13 protein-coding genes are annotated in these 16,470 nt (G+C 34.4%); 7 read left to right on the top strand and 6 right to left on the bottom strand.

Features of this window, described 5'->3' with window-relative positions; genetic code table 11:
* Window positions 1-7: 7 nt before the first annotated feature.
* Window positions 8-865, bottom strand: a complete 858-nt coding sequence (gene hisG / locus ABD766_RS06690; RefSeq protein ID WP_344815932.1) for an ATP phosphoribosyltransferase — start codon at window positions 863-865, stop codon at window positions 8-10.
* Between the two features lie 448 nt (window positions 866-1,313).
* Here hisG and ABD766_RS06685 point away from each other — a divergent pair, with 448 nt between their 5' ends.
* Window positions 1,314-3,332 (top strand): M13 family metallopeptidase, encoded by a 2,019-nt coding sequence (locus tag ABD766_RS06685; protein WP_344815931.1) that lies wholly within the window; start codon window positions 1,314-1,316, stop codon window positions 3,330-3,332.
* 135 nt (window positions 3,333-3,467) lie between these two features.
* Window positions 3,468-5,570: a prolyl oligopeptidase family serine peptidase gene (locus tag ABD766_RS06680; RefSeq protein ID WP_344815930.1), complete on the top strand. Its 2,103-nt coding sequence runs from the start codon at window positions 3,468-3,470 to the stop codon at window positions 5,568-5,570.
* Window positions 5,571-5,835: 265 nt separating this feature from the next.
* On the opposite strand, the gene ABD766_RS06675 is transcribed toward ABD766_RS06680, so the two are convergent.
* Window positions 5,836-6,378: a hypothetical protein gene (locus ABD766_RS06675; protein ID WP_298309240.1), complete on the bottom strand. Its 543-nt coding sequence runs from the start codon at window positions 6,376-6,378 to the stop codon at window positions 5,836-5,838.
* 134 nt (window positions 6,379-6,512) lie between these two features.
* Between ABD766_RS06675 and ABD766_RS06670 the strand changes: the two genes are divergently transcribed.
* Complete coding sequence (locus ABD766_RS06670) at window positions 6,513-7,523, top strand: hypothetical protein (protein ID WP_344815929.1); 1,011 nt, start codon at window positions 6,513-6,515, stop codon at window positions 7,521-7,523.
* A 170-nt stretch (window positions 7,524-7,693) separates the two neighbouring features.
* Here ABD766_RS06670 and ABD766_RS06665 read toward each other — a convergent pair whose 3' ends face one another.
* The 3 genes from ABD766_RS06665 to ABD766_RS06655 all read right to left on the bottom strand — a co-directional run bounded on the left by ABD766_RS06665 (window position 7,694) and on the right by ABD766_RS06655 (window position 11,870).
* Window positions 7,694-10,774 carry a DEAD/DEAH box helicase gene (locus ABD766_RS06665; protein WP_344815928.1) on the bottom strand — a complete coding sequence of 1,027 codons (3,081 nt, stop codon included), beginning with the start codon at window positions 10,772-10,774 and terminating at the stop codon, window positions 7,694-7,696.
* Window positions 10,771-11,160, bottom strand: coding sequence for a (deoxy)nucleoside triphosphate pyrophosphohydrolase (locus ABD766_RS06660; RefSeq protein WP_344815927.1), 390 nt, complete (start codon window positions 11,158-11,160; stop codon window positions 10,771-10,773). The genes ABD766_RS06665 and ABD766_RS06660 overlap by 4 nt, the downstream gene beginning before the upstream one ends.
* A 116-nt stretch (window positions 11,161-11,276) precedes the next feature.
* Window positions 11,277-11,870, bottom strand: coding sequence for a 2OG-Fe(II) oxygenase (locus ABD766_RS06655; RefSeq protein WP_344815926.1), 594 nt, complete (start codon window positions 11,868-11,870; stop codon window positions 11,277-11,279).
* A gap of 448 nt (window positions 11,871-12,318) precedes the next feature.
* Here ABD766_RS06655 and ABD766_RS06650 point away from each other — a divergent pair, with 448 nt between their 5' ends.
* The 4 genes from ABD766_RS06650 to ABD766_RS06635 all read left to right on the top strand — a co-directional run bounded on the left by ABD766_RS06650 (window position 12,319) and on the right by ABD766_RS06635 (window position 15,387).
* Window positions 12,319-13,650, top strand: coding sequence for an ammonium transporter (locus ABD766_RS06650; protein ID WP_344815925.1), 1,332 nt, complete (start codon window positions 12,319-12,321; stop codon window positions 13,648-13,650).
* A 128-nt stretch (window positions 13,651-13,778) separates the two neighbouring features.
* Entirely contained in the window at window positions 13,779-14,270 is a 492-nt protein-coding gene (locus ABD766_RS06645; RefSeq protein ID WP_344815924.1) for a nuclear transport factor 2 family protein, read from the top strand.
* A 78-nt stretch (window positions 14,271-14,348) separates the two neighbouring features.
* Window positions 14,349-14,774 carry a hypothetical protein gene (locus ABD766_RS06640; protein ID WP_344815923.1) on the top strand — a complete coding sequence of 142 codons (426 nt, stop codon included), beginning with the start codon at window positions 14,349-14,351 and terminating at the stop codon, window positions 14,772-14,774.
* A gap of 22 nt (window positions 14,775-14,796) precedes the next feature.
* Window positions 14,797-15,387, top strand: coding sequence for a globin family protein (locus ABD766_RS06635; protein ID WP_344815922.1), 591 nt, complete (start codon window positions 14,797-14,799; stop codon window positions 15,385-15,387).
* Window positions 15,388-15,445: 58 nt separating this feature from the next.
* On the opposite strand, the gene ABD766_RS06630 is transcribed toward ABD766_RS06635, so the two are convergent.
* Window positions 15,446-16,396, bottom strand: a complete 951-nt coding sequence (locus ABD766_RS06630) for an L-threonine 3-dehydrogenase (RefSeq protein ID WP_298308833.1) — start codon at window positions 16,394-16,396, stop codon at window positions 15,446-15,448.
* Between the last annotated feature and the right edge of the window lie 74 nt (window positions 16,397-16,470).

Raw genomic sequence — 16,470 nt, 5'->3', positions numbered from 1 at the left:
TACTATTTTATCGAATCATTTTTTCTATTGGAATAATTAAAATTCCTTCCGCACCGAGATTTTTGAGTTGTTCAATAATTTCCCAATAATCGTCTTCTTTTATAACCGAATGCAAACTGCTCCAATCTTTATTTACTAGTGGCAAAATAGTTGGTGATTTCATTCCGGGTAACAAAGAACAAATACGTTCGATTGCAGAATTTGGTGCATTTAGCAAAATATATTTGTTCTGTTTACCTTCGCGAACGGCTTGCATTCTGAACAATAATTTATCTAAAATGGCTTGATTTTCTGGTGTTAGATTTGGATTTGAAATTAAAACCGCTTCACTTTTTGTAACTGTTGCCACTTCTTTCAATCCGTTCATTAAAAGTGTACTTCCTGTACTTACAATATCAAAAACGGCATCAGCAAGACCAATACTTGTAGCAATTTCAACGCTTCCGCTAATTTCTTCTATGAAAACGGTAATGTTGTTTTTGGCAAAAAAATCAATCAGAATTTTAGGATAACTTGTAGCAATACGTTTGCCTTGAAAATAATTTAAATCAGTGTAAACTTCATCTTTTGGGATTGCTAGTGACATTCTACAACCTGCAAAGCCTAATTGTTGGATGATGTTAACTTCTTTGACTTTTTCCCAAACTTCATTTTCACCAAGAATTCCGATATCGGCAACACCTTGTTCAACGTATTGCGGAATATCATCGTCACGCAAGAATAAAATTTCGACTGGAAAGTTTTGTGCAACGGCTTTTAGTTTACGTTCGCCATTAGAAATTTTGATACCACATTCTTCTAGAAGTTGGAGTGATTTTTCACTCAGTCGGCCACTTTTTTGAACCGCAATTTTTAAAGTACTCATTTTTTAATTTAGAATAAAATCTGAGTATATCACGAAGTGTATAAATACAAAAAACCCGTCTTGATATACTCAGACGGGTTTTTAATTATGTTTTTTGATTAGCTACAATACATCATTAACTCGCCTGGTTGCAAGAATGATGATGATGTAATTGTGAAATAATCGTGTTCATTGTTTTATTTTGATGGCACAAAACTAGACATAACTTTTGGATTGAAAACTACATTTTATAAAATTTAACATATGTTCAAACGAATTCTAACAAGATAACTGTAACAAATATTATAAAAAGACAACCAATAGTAATAACTAAAATTCCGTAAACTAGACTTTTAACAAATTAAACTAAAATATGAAATCGCCACTAACAACAAGTTTGTTGCAAACAAACACCAATGATTAAAAAGGCGATACCATATGTTACCTCTAAAAAATAAAATTTAAACATATGAAAAACATCAAAATCTCTCTTCTAGCAGCAACCGTGCTTTTGGCATCTTGTAGCAAAAAAGAAGAATTGGTATCAGGTATTACCAAAAAGAATATGGATACCCTAGTAAAACCAGGCGATAACTTCGACCGTTTCGTTAATGGAACTTGGGCAAAAAATAACAAAATTCCTTCAGATAAAGCATCCTATGGTGCTTTTGATATGCTGTATGACAAATCGCAAAAAGACGTTAAAGCTATCATTGAAGAAGCTTCGAAAGGAAGTTTTTCTGAAGGTTCAGACGAGCAAAAAATTGGAGACTACTACAGCTCTTATACAAATCGTAAAGACCGTGATGCTAAAGGCGTAACTCCTATTCAATCGGAATTAAAAGCTATTGATGCTATTGCGAATTATACGGACTTAGCAACTTATTTCGGAAAAGCTAACAGAACTGGAGTATCAATTCCTTTTTCAGTTGCTGTTACAGAAGATTTCAAAGATCCAAAAAAATACACTTTAATGACTTGGCAAGGTGGTTTAGGACTTCCTGAAAGAGAATACTACCTACAGAACGATGCCAAAATGTCGGACATTCGTAAGAAATATGTAGCACATATCGAAAAAATGTGGCAACTAGTTGGATTACCAAATGGCGCTGAAAGTGCAGCTAAAGTTATGGCTTTAGAAACTACTTTGGCAACCAACCATATGAAAAAAGAAGACACTCGTAACACAGCAGCGCTTTACAACAAATATGCTTTAACCGATTTAAAATCATTAATGCCAGATTTTGATTGGACTGCTATGTTAAAAAATGCTGGTGTTGCTAACGAAAAAAATATTGTAATTGCTCAAGTAGCTTATACAAAAAGTTTAAACAATATCATTAAAAATACACCTATTGATACTTGGAAAACGTATTTAAAATGGAGTTTAATTAACAACACTGCTGGTTACTTAAACACTGCTTTAGATAAACAAAACTTCGAATTCTACGGAAAAACATTATACGGAACAGAGCAACAAGAAGAAGATTGGAAAAGAGCGGTTAGTGCTGTAAATGGTGGTTTAGGCGAAATTGTTGGTAAAGTATATGTAAAAAAACACTTTACTCCAGAAGCTAAAGAACGCATGACAGCTATGGTGAAAAATCTACTTAAAGCATACGCAGCAAGCATCAAAGAATTAGATTGGATGAGTGCTAATACAAAAAAAGAAGCTCTTGCTAAAGTAGATAAATTCATGATTAAAATTGGATATCCAGACAAATGGAGAGACTACTCAGCATTAAAAGTTGCTAAAAACGATTTGTACGGAAATGCAACTAGAGCTACCGAATTTGAATACAACCGTATGCTAAGCAAATTAGGAAAACCTGTTGATAGAGCTGAATGGGGAATGACACCTCAAACAGTGAATGCTTATTACAATCCAACACTTAATGAAATTGTTTTTCCAGCAGCAATTCTTCAACCACCTTTCTTTAATTTGGCAGCTGATGATGCAGTAAATTATGGTGGAATTGGAGCTGTAATCGGACACGAAATCGGTCATGGATTTGACGATCAAGGAAGTACTTTTGATGGTGAAGGTGTAATGAGAAATTGGTGGACTCCACAAGATTTAACAGCTTTTCAAACAAGAACAAAAGCGCTTGTTGACCAATACAACAGTTTTAAAGCATTTCCAGATTTAAACCTTAACGGAAGTTTTACTCTTGGTGAAAACATTGGTGACTTAGGTGGATTGAGCATCGCTCTTAAAGCTTACAAAATGTCACTTAACGGAAAAGAAGCTCCAAAAATGGACGGTTACACAGGAATTCAAAGAGTATTCCTTGGTTGGGGACAAGTTTGGTTAGACAAAACTCGTGAAGAGGCATTGCGAAATCAAGTAGCTAGTGATCCTCATTCACCTGCTAAATTTAGAATTAATGGTGTGGTTAGAAACATCCCAGAATTCTACGAAGCATTCAACGTAAAACCAACAGATTCGCTTTATTTAGCTCCAGAGAAACGAGTTAAAATTTGGTAATCAAATTCAAATCAATAATAAAACCCAGCAGCAATGTTGGGTTTTTTAGCTTTAAATTCTAACAGGAAAATTAAAAAAATCTTAACAAATAAATTCACTATTTTTGTTTTGCAAACACTTCAACACAATCAAAAAATGAAAAAATCAATTCTAATAATGGCTTTGGCACTCCCAATTACACTAATGAGTCAAAACAAAATGCAATATCCAACTACAAAAAAAGGTCAAGTAACCGATACTTATTTTGATACAAAAGTAGCCGATCCTTATCGTTGGCTTGAAGACGACAGGTCTGAGGAAACTGGCTCGTGGGTAAAAGAACAAAACCGTCTTACTTACGATTATCTTAGTAAAATTCCTTACCGTGATGCCCTAAAATCAAGACTTGAGAAACTATGGAACTACGAAAAAATAAGCGCGCCTTTCAAAGAAGGTAACTTTACGTATTACTATAAAAACAACGGACTTCAAAACCAATCGGTGCTTTACAGAAAAGATGCTAAAGGAGAAGAAAGCGTATTTCTTGACCCAAATACTTTTTCTAAAGACGGAACCTCATCACTTGGTGGTGTAAATTTTTCAGAAGATGGTTCTAAAGTGGCCTACTCTATTTCTGTAGGTGGTAGCGATTGGAGAAAAGTAATCGTTATGGATGCCGTTACCAAAAAAATATTGGAACCAACTTTGGAAGACATTAAATTCAGTGGCGTGTCTTGGAAAGGAAACGAAGGCTTCTATTATTCAAGTTATGACAAACCAGACGGAAGCGAACTTTCGGCAAAAACCGACCAACACAAATTGTATTATCACAAAGTAGGAACACGTCAAAAAGACGATAAAGTAATTTTTGGCTTAGACCAAAAAAGAAGATATGTTGGTGGTTATGTAACAGAAGACAATCATTATTTAGTGATTACGGCTTCTACATCCACTTATGGAAATGAATTGTATATTCAAGATTTAACCAAACCAAACAGTCCGATTGTGACTATTGTAGATAATTTCAATAGCGATAATTCTATCATTGACAATCAAGGTTCTAAATTATTTATTGCTACCGATTTAAATGCTCCAAACACACGCGTTGTAACCGTTGATGTTAGCAATCCGAAGCCTGAAAATTGGAAAGACCTTATTCCAGAAACCGAAAACGTTCTTAATGTTTCAACAGGAAGTGGTTATCTTTTTGCCAACTACATGATTGATGCTGTTTCGGCTATCAAACAATATGATTATTCTGGAAAATTAGTAAGAAACATCCAATTGCCAGGAATAGGAACTGCTGGTGGTTTTGGCGGTAAAAAAACAGAAAAGGTACTTTATTACTCTTTTACAAATTATACTACGCCGGGTTCAACGTATTCATTTGACCCAAAATCTGGTGATTCTAAAGTATATCAAACACCTAAAATTGATTTCAATTCCAACGATTACGAATCTAAACAAGTGTTTTATACTTCCAAAGATGGTACTAAAATCCCAATGATTATTACCCACAAAAAAGGATTGAAATTGGATGGTAAAAATCCAACTATTCTTTATGGATATGGTGGTTTTAATATTAGTTTGACACCAAGTTTTAGTATTTCAAATGCTGTTTGGATGGAAAATGGTGGTATTTATGCAGTAGCCAACCTTCGTGGTGGTGGCGAATACGGAAAAAAATGGCACGTAGCCGGAACTAAAATGCAAAAACAAAATGTATTCAACGATTTCATTGCTGCTGCAGAATATCTAATATCTGAAAAATATACTTCTTCTGATTTCCTAGCCATTCGTGGTGGTTCTAATGGCGGATTGCTAGTAGGCGCAACCATGACGCAAAGACCAGATTTAATGAAAGTTGCACTGCCAGCGGTTGGTGTAATGGACATGTTACGTTACCACACTTTTACTGCAGGAGCAGGTTGGGCATACGATTATGGAACAGCCGAAGACAGTAAAGAAATGTTCGAATACATTAAAGGCTATTCACCAGTACACAACGTAAAACCAAATACCAAATATCCTGCAACTATGGTAACCACTGGCGACCATGATGACAGAGTAGTTCCGGCACACAGTTTTAAATTTGCTGCCGAGTTGCAAGACAAACAAGCCGGTGACAATCCAACATTAATAAGAATAGACATAAACGCCGGACACGGAGCTGGAAAATCAGTAGCAGCATCCATCCAAGAAAGTGTAGATATTATGGCTTTCACACTATACAATATGGGAATAACAAAACTTCCTTAGTCAGTATTCAGTAATCAGTGCTCAGTGTTCAGTATTTATGTTAACTGAACACTCAGCACTGATAAAACTAAATGTCTTTTTTAGATTTCTCCTCCTTTGGAGGAGTGGCTGAAAGCCGAGGTGGCTTTTGATTTTCTTAGATAAAACATCATTTTAAAAATCAGAAAACACTCAAAATGAAATTAATTACACTAACTTAGTGCTGAACACTGAACACTGAAAACTGAACACTGAACACTGAACACTGAACACTGAACACTAAACCCTACTCCTTCTTAGGCAAAGGCGCACCAACAGCAACAGAACAAACATGTCCTTCTTGACCGTGTGGTGGATTCATTCCTGGAGCTGTTTCTACTGGAGCCGCAATAGTTGCAGGTATGTTATTATTTGTAGTTGTAATTGTAGCACCATTTTGAGTTACCGTACCAGGTGTTGAACCTGCCGAAGTAATAGTTGCCGATTGCGTTGAAGCTGTTGTAGTTTTGGCTGGAGCCGAATTCAATGGAGCACCAACAGCAACATCACAACGATGTCCTGGTTGACCATGCGCCGGATTCATTCCTTTTCCAACTTTTACTGGTTGAGCCGTTGTTGGCGTTACCATGCCATTTGGTGTAGTCATCATAGGTGCACCAGGTTGCGCAGCAGCAGTTGATGGCGTTGTAGGCTCAGCAGTTGGACCTTTAAAATCATCCGAAAAGGCAGAGGTTTCTGGATTAGTAGAAACTACATTAGTTTCCTCTTCCTGCTTACATGAAACAAATCCTAAAGCCACTAAAACTATACATGATACTATATTCTTCATAACAATACTTTTTTTGATAACATCAAATATACAAGTTTTATAAAACAAAACAACAAACTGGCTGTCATTTTAAAAAATTCTAATCGTTACTCCAGCTAAAAAATCACTATATTTATACCTCCTAAAATAATACTATGTCTGTCGCCAAATACACGCTGCTGCTTTTGTCATTACTTGTACTTACCTCAAGTTGCAACCAATCGCAATCTAAGGAAAATAAGCCAGCAAAAGCCAAAGTAGATACTGTCAAAGTAGCCAAAGTCATCACTTTAGATACCGTCGATTATCAAAAGAGAATGGTAGCATTAAGCAATGGCGACACCACAGGAAAATGGCCAGTAAAAACCGTACATCCTTTGCCTGGAGCACTTTTGCCTTACAAACGCATCATCGCTTTTTACGGAAATCTCTATTCTAAACGAATGGGAATATTAGGCGAACTTCCTAAAACAGAAATGCTCAACAAACTAAAAGAAGAAGTAGCACTTTGGAAAGCAGCCGATTCTACTGTAGAAACTGTACCTGCGTTGCATTATATTGCTGTTACCGCTCAAGGCAAAAATGGTAGCGGTAGCAACTACCGACTAAGAATGCCGTTCAAACAAATTGATACCGTGATGGCTTGGGCAAAAGAAATTGATGCCTTAGTTTTTCTAGACGTTCAAGTGGGACACAGCACTGTGAAAGAAGAAATTGCAACACTAACCGATTATTTAAAACTTCCCAACGTTCACTTAGGTATTGATCCCGAATTTTCTATGAAAGGTGGCGAAGTTCCTGGTGCCAAAATTGGAACTATGTCGGCTACCGATATCAATGATGCTATCAATTTTCTTACTACGTTGGTTACAGAAAACAACCTACCACCAAAAGTATTGGTAGTCCATCGTTTTACCAAAAAAATGATTACCGACTACGACCAAATAAAACCAACCGCTCAAGTACAAGTAGTAATAGATATGGACGGCTTTGGCAGCAAAGAACTAAAAAAAGCCACTTGGATGCGAACCATCTACCCAGAACCAGTACAATTCACGGGCTTCAAACTCTTCTACAAAAACGACAACGAAGGCAACGCCGAAATGTACACACCACAAGAATTACTTCAATTCACACCAAAACCGATTTATATACAATACCAATAAAAAATACTTCCTCAACATTCTCCTCCTTTGGTGGAGTGTCTGAAGGACGAGGTGGAAAACACTACCTTTTTAAAAACCTCTGACAAAAGTTGGAGGTTTTTTTTGTTTTAACCTATTGACATTTTTGCAGATTCTTTCCACAAATAATTAGGCATTGGTTCATTAAGTTCTCATTTAATACTCATTGGTTTTGATCCTTCTGTTTCTCTAAAATTAGCTTCACCTATAAAAACATAACCAAGAGTATTTCCGTTTTCATCATTTGCTTTTTCTCTAACAAAAAGAAGTATCTTTTTATTGATTTTATGATGATTTATGTATGATAATCCTTTTGGCGTTTCCGGACCATAAGCATTATGAGATTGCCAATGAAATAAAGTTTCACTAATTGCATAATCATCATACATTGTTGTTGGTGAGAAATTTTCTTCTGATTTTATCAGATTAATAAAAAGAATTTCTGTATTCAATCTTTCATTAAAAGCCGCACCTTCTCTGTTAGATGATTTTTTATCAAAAGTACTCAAGCCAAAAGCGACTAAGATTTGATCTCTTGTATATCGTGCATGTAACTTTAATGGCTGTTCATAAGGAAGTTTAATGTCAATTTCCTTAAATCCAATTTTGTCAATTAAAATTTCTAATACTTCAATGATTTCATTAACAAGTGTCTTATTTTTTCCAATTTGTTTTATGCTTTCTTCCAAAGAATTAAATCCACCTGCATTTTGCCATATATCATAATGTAGCATAAGTAACATGGTTTTTTCATTTTCGTCAAAATCTTTGATGCTAATATTGAAACCTTTTTTTGCAATCTTTAAAATAAAGTTGAAATAACTGGTTGAATTTGTAGATAACCATTTTTTACTTATACCGGAATAAATCTGCTTTTCATTCGTGTTTTCGAAATCAACAATAACTTTTGCTTTTTGACATAATCTTGACCATGTTTCTTTTTTAGAATAAATCATCTCAATTGAAATATGATTGAGCTCCATAAAATTTTTCAACGAGAATGGTAATGTTGTTTGATGTTGAAAGTCAATAATTTTTTTTATCAATTGATTTACATTCAATGATGTAGCTCTTTTGATATTTTCAAGGATCGTTTCTTTTGCTTTCTTTTCTAAAATAATTGAACATCCTAAAGGTAAATGAGGAAAATCATCTTCAATTTCTTTTTGAACTGATGTTGTTGTTTTTCCTATTAATGCTCTAAATTTACTTTCAAAATCATATTCAGGTCTTGAATTTCCAACAAAATCTAAAACTGTCAAACAATCTTTTCCTTCTGCCAAACGCAATCCACGACCTAATTGTTGAAGAAAAATTGTTAAACTTTCTGTAGGTCTTAAAAATAAAACGGTATCAATTTCTGGAATATCTACGCCTTCATTAAAAATGTCAACTACAAACAAATAATTGAATTCTTTTTTCTTGAATTGAGCTCTAATTCTTTCTCTTTCATTTGAATTTTTACTTGTCAAACATTCTGCTTTTATTCCCGCTAAATTGAACTTTTCTGTCATAAAAAGAGCATGCTCTTGTGTAACACAAAATCCAATAGCTCTAACATCATTTAGGTCGTTTGTGTATTTTTCAAGATTTGAAATTATTTGACCAACACGCACATCATTTTTTGTATATAAACTTGTCAATTCACTTGCGACATACTTTCCTTTTTCCCATTTAACATTTGTTAAATCTATACTATCTGTAATTCCAAAATATTGGAACGGACTTAATAATTTCTTATTTAAAGCTTCAGGAAGTCTAATTTCAGCAGCAATACGATTACAGAAATCTTCTAAAATATCTTCTCCATCCATTCTTTCAGGAGTTGCTGTTAATCCCAAAAGAACTTTAGGTTTAAAGTAATTTATTATAGGTCTATATGTTGATGCCGAGATATGATGAACTTCATCAACAATTATAAAATCATAATACTCTGGTGAAAGTTTAATTTCTTTAAGTCGATTATTTAAAGTTTGAACCGAAGCAAAAACATATTCATTTGAGTTTGGTTCTAATCCATCAACCCATAAATCACCAAAATTATTGTCTTTTAAAATTCCTTGAAAAGTTGCTTTCGCTTGTTGTAAAATTTCTTTTCTATGAGCGACAAAAAGTAACTTTGATGATTGATTATTATTTCTAAAATTTTTATAATCAAAAGCAGAAATAACTGTTTTTCCAGTTCCTGTTGCGGCAACTAAAAGGTTTCTATATCTATTATGAACTGATCTTTCAACTTCTAATTTTTCAAGGATTTCACTCTGATAATGAAACGGTTTTAAATCAAAATAAGATGTTGTAAAAGTGTATTCTTTAGAAAATTTTCCTTGTTTTAAAGCTTCAACTAACTTTACTGAATGAATATTTTTATCATATAATTCAAACTCAGAATTTTGCCAATAAGCTTCAAAAGTTTTCTTGAATTTATCTATAATATGGCCAACTTCTTTGGTTGTTATTTTTAGATTCCATTCTAATCCATCTGTTAATGCAGAACGAGAAAAATTTGAAGAACCAATATATCCAGTGTGAAAACCTGTTTTTCTTTGAAACAAATAAGCTTTTGCATGTAGCCTTTCATTTCCAGTATTATAAGAAACTTTAACTTCTGTGTTTTTTAATGAAGATAAAAATTCAACTGCTTTTGCATCTGTTGCGCCAATATATGTGGTTGTAATTACTCTTAATTTTCCGCCTCGCTCCGTAAATTCTATTAACTCACGTTCAAGAATTCTAATTCCTTTCCATTTTATAAAAGAAACTAATAAATCGATTTCATCAGATGATAAAATTTCTTTTCGCAACTCACTTTCTAAAGTTGTTCCTGAATTTCCGCCAGTAAAAAGTTCACTATGAATTAATCTTGTATAAGGTGTAATTTCTTTTAAGTGTAAATCTAAATCTGTAAAATGGCTGTCAACTTTAGTGAAAACTGCTTTCAAAATTTTACCCTCAGTTTCAATTAAATCATCTTCAAACTCTTCTTTTTTCAATTCTTCTTTTAAAAAAAGAATAATTTTATTGGCAATCGCAATTTGAGTTTCAAGAATATCTTCGCCTTTAATTAAGTTAAAAGCTTGTTTTATGGTTTTACCAATATGTTGAGATAATAATTGAGCCGCTTCGGCTTTATCAATTGAAGTTTTCTTAACTTGAAAAGTATCTTTATCTAATTCGTTTAATTTATAGTTAATTAGTTTCGTGACTAATTCTTCATATAATCCTTGGTTCATAGTTCAAGTTTTAAAAATTCTTCCACAATTGGCAAATCTGCTTCTGCCCAATCTAAATTTAATAATTCTGATTTATCAAGTAGTTTATAATCTTTATGTTCGGACAAAATGATTTCTCCAGAAACATAATTTGAGATAAAAGGAATCAAGTTGATTTTAAAAGTACCATAATCATAAATACTATTTGATAATTTCTCTAAAATTTCAATTTCAATATTTATTTCTTCTTTTATTTCTCTTTGTATACAATCAATTTCATTCTCATCCTCTTCTAATTTTCCTCCAGGAAATTCCCATTTTAATGGCAATTTCATTTTTTCACTTCGTTGAGTTACTAAAATTTTATCTTCAATTAAAATGATTGCGCATGTAACATTAATCATCATTAAATTTTTTTATAAACTTAACTATAATTTTTCTTTTTCATGATAAAATTCATATTGAAATTTGATTCAAAAAATGAGATAGAAAACGATTTTATTAAAGACTATTTAGTTTATACCTAACCTCTCTTCAACCAACCTGTAACACTAAACCTTCTTTCATTGGTAACTAAAACTTCGTGTTGCAGTTCGTCGCTTTTAAAGAAAACGGTTTTACCTTGCATGGGTGCAATGGCTTGGTTTTTGGGTTTTTGGTGTATAAAGAGTTCGCCACCATCTTGGGTTTTCCAATGCGGGTTCAGGTAACTCACCATCGAGAATTGGCGTTTATTGTCGTCTTCAAATTGGTCTAAATGCGCTCGGTAAAAACTTCCAATTTCATACAGCGAGTAATGAAATTCATAGCTTTTTATGTTGGTAAAACAACTTTCGTTTAAGTACTCAATAAAGGCTTCAATCTTTTCTAGAAACTCCGTTTCGTGGCGGTTGTTGTGGGCTTTGTCTAGCCAATAAATCTTGTCGTTTCTTATCAAATCGTCAAAAACCATTTTTCCGTCGTTGCCAACACCAGCCGTAATCATTTGTTGGTCTTCACTCAAAGCAAGCAAATTGGCTTTCAAATGATAACACAAATCATCACTCAAAAAATGATCGGCAATGCCTACTTTATCTGCAATATAACTCGCAATCAAGGTTTCAAAATTCGCATCCATACTACATTCCCCAAACTTGATTAGACAAGATGCCGAAAGGTAGTGCTATAAAAACCAGTAAAGTCTTTATTTAACGTTTAGTACAAGAATTAACTCATAACTCATAATTCATAATTCATAAATAATACCTTAGTGTATGCTTAGTGTATGGCGAGTGTATCCTTTATGTATGCCGAGTGTATGCTAGAAGTATGGATGAAGTATAGAAGAGGTATAGCAAAGGCATGGTTGTGGTACCCTAAATAAACCACCAAACAACTTAAAACTTAACGCATTATCAAAATTACCCAATATAATTTTATTAATTTTAAAAAAAGAGCGTTATAACTCATTATTTAATAAAAATAAAATTACAACCCTATTTTTTTAATCAATTTAGAATTAAAATACTACTATTTTTATAATTTTACCCTATTATTTTTAGGGTATATTGTAAAAATAAATAAAAATGGGTTTAGAAAAACGTTGGATATCGGCTTTTGTAATTATTACTGTAGTAGCAGTGACAGGTTTGTTTTGGCAACACCAACCGCCAACTACCAATTTCAACGAAGCCAACACCATTAACTTTGCCGATGTAGCTTGGTTACTTACAGCATCGTGCTTAGTTTTATTAATGACACCTGGATTATCTTTTTTTTATGGCGGAATGGTCGGTAAGAAAAACGTTATTTCTACCATGCTCAAAAGTTTCATCTGCCTTGGAGTCATAAGTTTACTATGGGTAACCGTAGGATTCAGTCTCTCCTTCGGAAGCCCAATAGGAATCAACCTCAACGGAACTTATTATGGTATTATAGGCAATCCGCTAGATTTTGCCTTCTTCGATCAAGTAGAACTTTTGCCTCACAAGGCGTTAGGTTCTAGTATTCCTTTCATATTGTTTGCCCTTTTTCAAATGAAATTTGCTGTGATTACGCCTGCAATCATAACCGGCGCTTTAGCCGAGCGTATTCGCTTTATCTCTTTCCTCTTGTTTATTTGTTTGTTTACAGTTTGTATTTACGCACCGTTATGCCACATGATTTGGCATCCTCACGGCCTATTAGGTAGCTATTTCGGTGTAAAGGATTTCGCAGGAGGTACAGTGGTGCACATGAGCGCAGGTTTCGCAGCATTAGCAGGAGTCATTGTTTTGGGCAAAAGAAAAAACAGCGAACACATACCAACCAACATTCCTTTCGTTCTTCTAGGAACCGGATTGCTATGGTTTGGCTGGTTTGGTTTCAATGCAGGTTCGGCACTTGCAGCCAACGCAACAGCAGCCATGGCATTTGCAACAACCACCATCGCGTCAGCTTCAGCAATGATGACGTGGGTATTTTTTGATAGATTAAACGGAAGAAAAGTTTCCGCACTCGGAGCTTGTATTGGTGCAGTAGTTGGTTTAGTAGTCATCACACCATCGGCAGGTTACATAACCATTCCACAAAGCATCTTCTTCGGATTCATTGGCGCCATAGTTTCCAACAAAATGGTTTACTGGAAAAAGCTAAAGCAAATAGACGACACGCTAGACGTTTTCGCCTGTCACGGCGTAGGCGGAATTATGGGTATGATTCTAACAGCCATCTTCGCTCAAGGAGAAAACGCAAGCTTACTGCACGGCGGTTGGAGTGTTTTTGGTCACCACATGATGGCCTTGGTTTTAGTTTCAGCCTTCACTTTTGGTGGTGCCTATTTACTTTTCAAACTAACCAACCTCATCATCCCAATCCGCGTCACAGAAGAATCAGAAGACTTAGGGTTAGACTTATCTCAGCATGGTGAGAAGTTCTAACTCAAAATTAAAAGATCGCAACACAGATTAAAGAAATTTTTAAAATTATTATAATTTCTTTAATCTGTGTTCCAAAAAAATAAGTGTATTTGATAAAATTTTTCCTATTTTTATCAAAAACAAATCCCATGAAAAAACTACTCTTCACACTAGCACTTATAACACAATTGTCCTTTGCCCAAGACAAGCAAACAATAAACACCATGTTAGACAATTGGCACAAAGCAGCAGCCGACGTTCAATTTGACAGCTACTTCAGTTACCTAACCGATGACGCTATCTACATAGGAACCGATGCTACAGAAAACTGGAATAAAAAACAATTTCAGGCGTTCGCTAAACCTTATTTCGATAAAGGTCGCGCATGGAGTTTCACAGCATTAGAAAGAAACATCTATTTCTCAAAAGACGGAAAAACAGCTTGGTTTGACGAACTTTTAAACACCCAAATGAAAATCTGTAGAGGTTCTGGCGTACTCGTAAAAGTAAAAAACACTTGGAAAATAAAGCACTACGTTTTATCCATGACCATACCCAACGACAACTCTGATGAAGTTACAAAAATAAAGGCGCCAATAGAAGATGCGCTGATTGAAAAACTAAAAACTAAAGTTCCTTAATTGGAACTTTTTTTATACCCAATAAAACCAAAACTTTTTTATTCTCGTACATGACTCTATAAACAAATCAAGAACGTCATGAAAATTAACAAGAAAGTAAAAATCGCTCTACTCAGTCTTCTGGGAATCGGACTATTATTTTTTGCAATATTAGTCTATCACATAGCTAATGCTAGACCTATTGAAAATGCAACCATCCAAATCAGTCGAATTGATTTTGACAAACCATTTGATTCTATCGGAACAGTTGAAATAAGAGAAAAACTACACGCTATTAAAGGTGTAAAAAGTGACATTATTGTTAAAAACAATGTGGTAGTTTACTTTCACGACAACACCATAGCCAACTCAGAAAAAGTGTATAACGAATTAATGAGTAAAGGCAATTATAAAGCAGAACGTTTTGTATTACCAGCCAATCTTGCCAACAAGCAAGTGTGTCCAGTTATCAAAAAAGATGGCTTGAGTTATAAGTTTACCAAATTAGTACAATCAATTTTTTAATTAATCTTTAAATATAAATGCTATGACTAAATTTTCAAAACTTGCACTTTGTGCATTGGTAATTGGAGCATCAGTGTTCACATCTTGTAGTGATGATGATGAAACACAAGCAGCTCCAGAAAAACCATCAATCTATGCTAGATTAGGTGGAACAACAATGGTAGCCGATCCAGATAATCCTGGACAAATGATTGAGCAAGGTCGTTTGAGCTATAGAAAAGTAGTAAATTCAACCGTTGGACTAATCGTTGCAGATGTTCAAAGTGGTGCTTCAGGTAACTTAGGAGCGCATTTCGCACCAGTATTAACAGAAGTTGGCGCAGGAAACACAACCAATTTAGCCATTCTAGTAGACAACTTAACCGATTTCTTCTCGTTCAATACAGGAGGAACAAATGCAGTAAATACTTACTCAGGTCTTGACATGGTTAATGCTCATAATCCAGCAACTAATCCAAGAATGGGTGTAAAATCTACTAATGCAAACTACGACAAATTTGTTGGATATGTAGGAGCTGCTGCCGTTGCCAACGGTGTGCCGGCTAACTCAGAATTATTCGCTGATGTTGTTGTTGTATTAGAATCTCTAAGAGCTCCAATTGTTCAACAATAGGATTTTTTTGTTTAGAGTGGGCGCTACCTTGTTCTTGGGGTAGCGCTTTTTTTTATATCTATTGTTTTTGCTTTTTCAAGTTTTCCAACATTTCAACGGTCATGTTTTCTATGTTGAAATCGTTACTCCAACCCCAATCTTCTCTCGCAGAAGTATCATCAATAGAAGCAGGCCAACTATCAGCAATCTTCTGACGAAAATCTGGATTGTAATCTATGGTGAAATTTGGATAGTGTTTCTTAATCTCTTCAGCAATTTCTTTTGGAGTAAAACTCATCGCCGATAAATTATAAGAAGAACGTATTTTAATCTTTTCTGCATCGGCTTGCATAATGCTAACGGTTGCCTTAATCGCATCATCCATATACATCATAGGCAAAGCAGTATCTTCTGACAGAAAAGAAGTGAACGAACCTTTTTCAATGGCTTTGTGATAAATATCTACAGCATAATCTGTAGTTCCACCACCTGGTTCAGTAGTCCAACTAATCAATCCAGGGTAACGAATACTTCTTACATCAACGCCATATTGATGGTGGTAATATTCACACCAACGCTCGCCAGTTTGTTTAGAAATTCCGTAAACTGTTGTTGGTTCCATGATGGTATATTGTGGCGTATTGTCTCTTGGAGTTGTTGGTCCGAAAACCGCAATACTGGAAGGCCAAAATATCTTTTTTATTTTTCCAGCTTTCGCCAAATTCAATACGTGAAATAGTGAGTTCATATTCAAATCCCAAGCAAAAGCAGGGTTTTTTTCAGCAGTAGCAGAAAGTAAAGCTGCCATTAAATAAACATCGGTAATCTGATATTGTTCAATTAAATGCTCAATCTGATTGTAATCCAAAGCATTAACCACTTCAAAAATGCCATTGTTGACAATATCATTATTCAATTTTCGAATATCAGAAGCAATCACGTTGTCGTTTCCGTAAATACTTCTTAATTTGGTGGTTAACTCGGTACCTATTTGTCCACAAGCACCGATTATTAATATTTTAGTAGTCATAGTTTGTTTGTTTGTACTACAAAGATAACGTTTTCGTGAGAATCATGAATAACATTTTATTTGAAAAACAATTA

Source organism: Flavobacterium cheonanense, from assembly GCF_039539185.1.
GTDB lineage: Bacteria > Bacteroidota > Bacteroidia > Flavobacteriales > Flavobacteriaceae > Flavobacterium > Flavobacterium cheonanense.
This window is presented reverse-complemented; position numbering and strand designations above follow the sequence as displayed.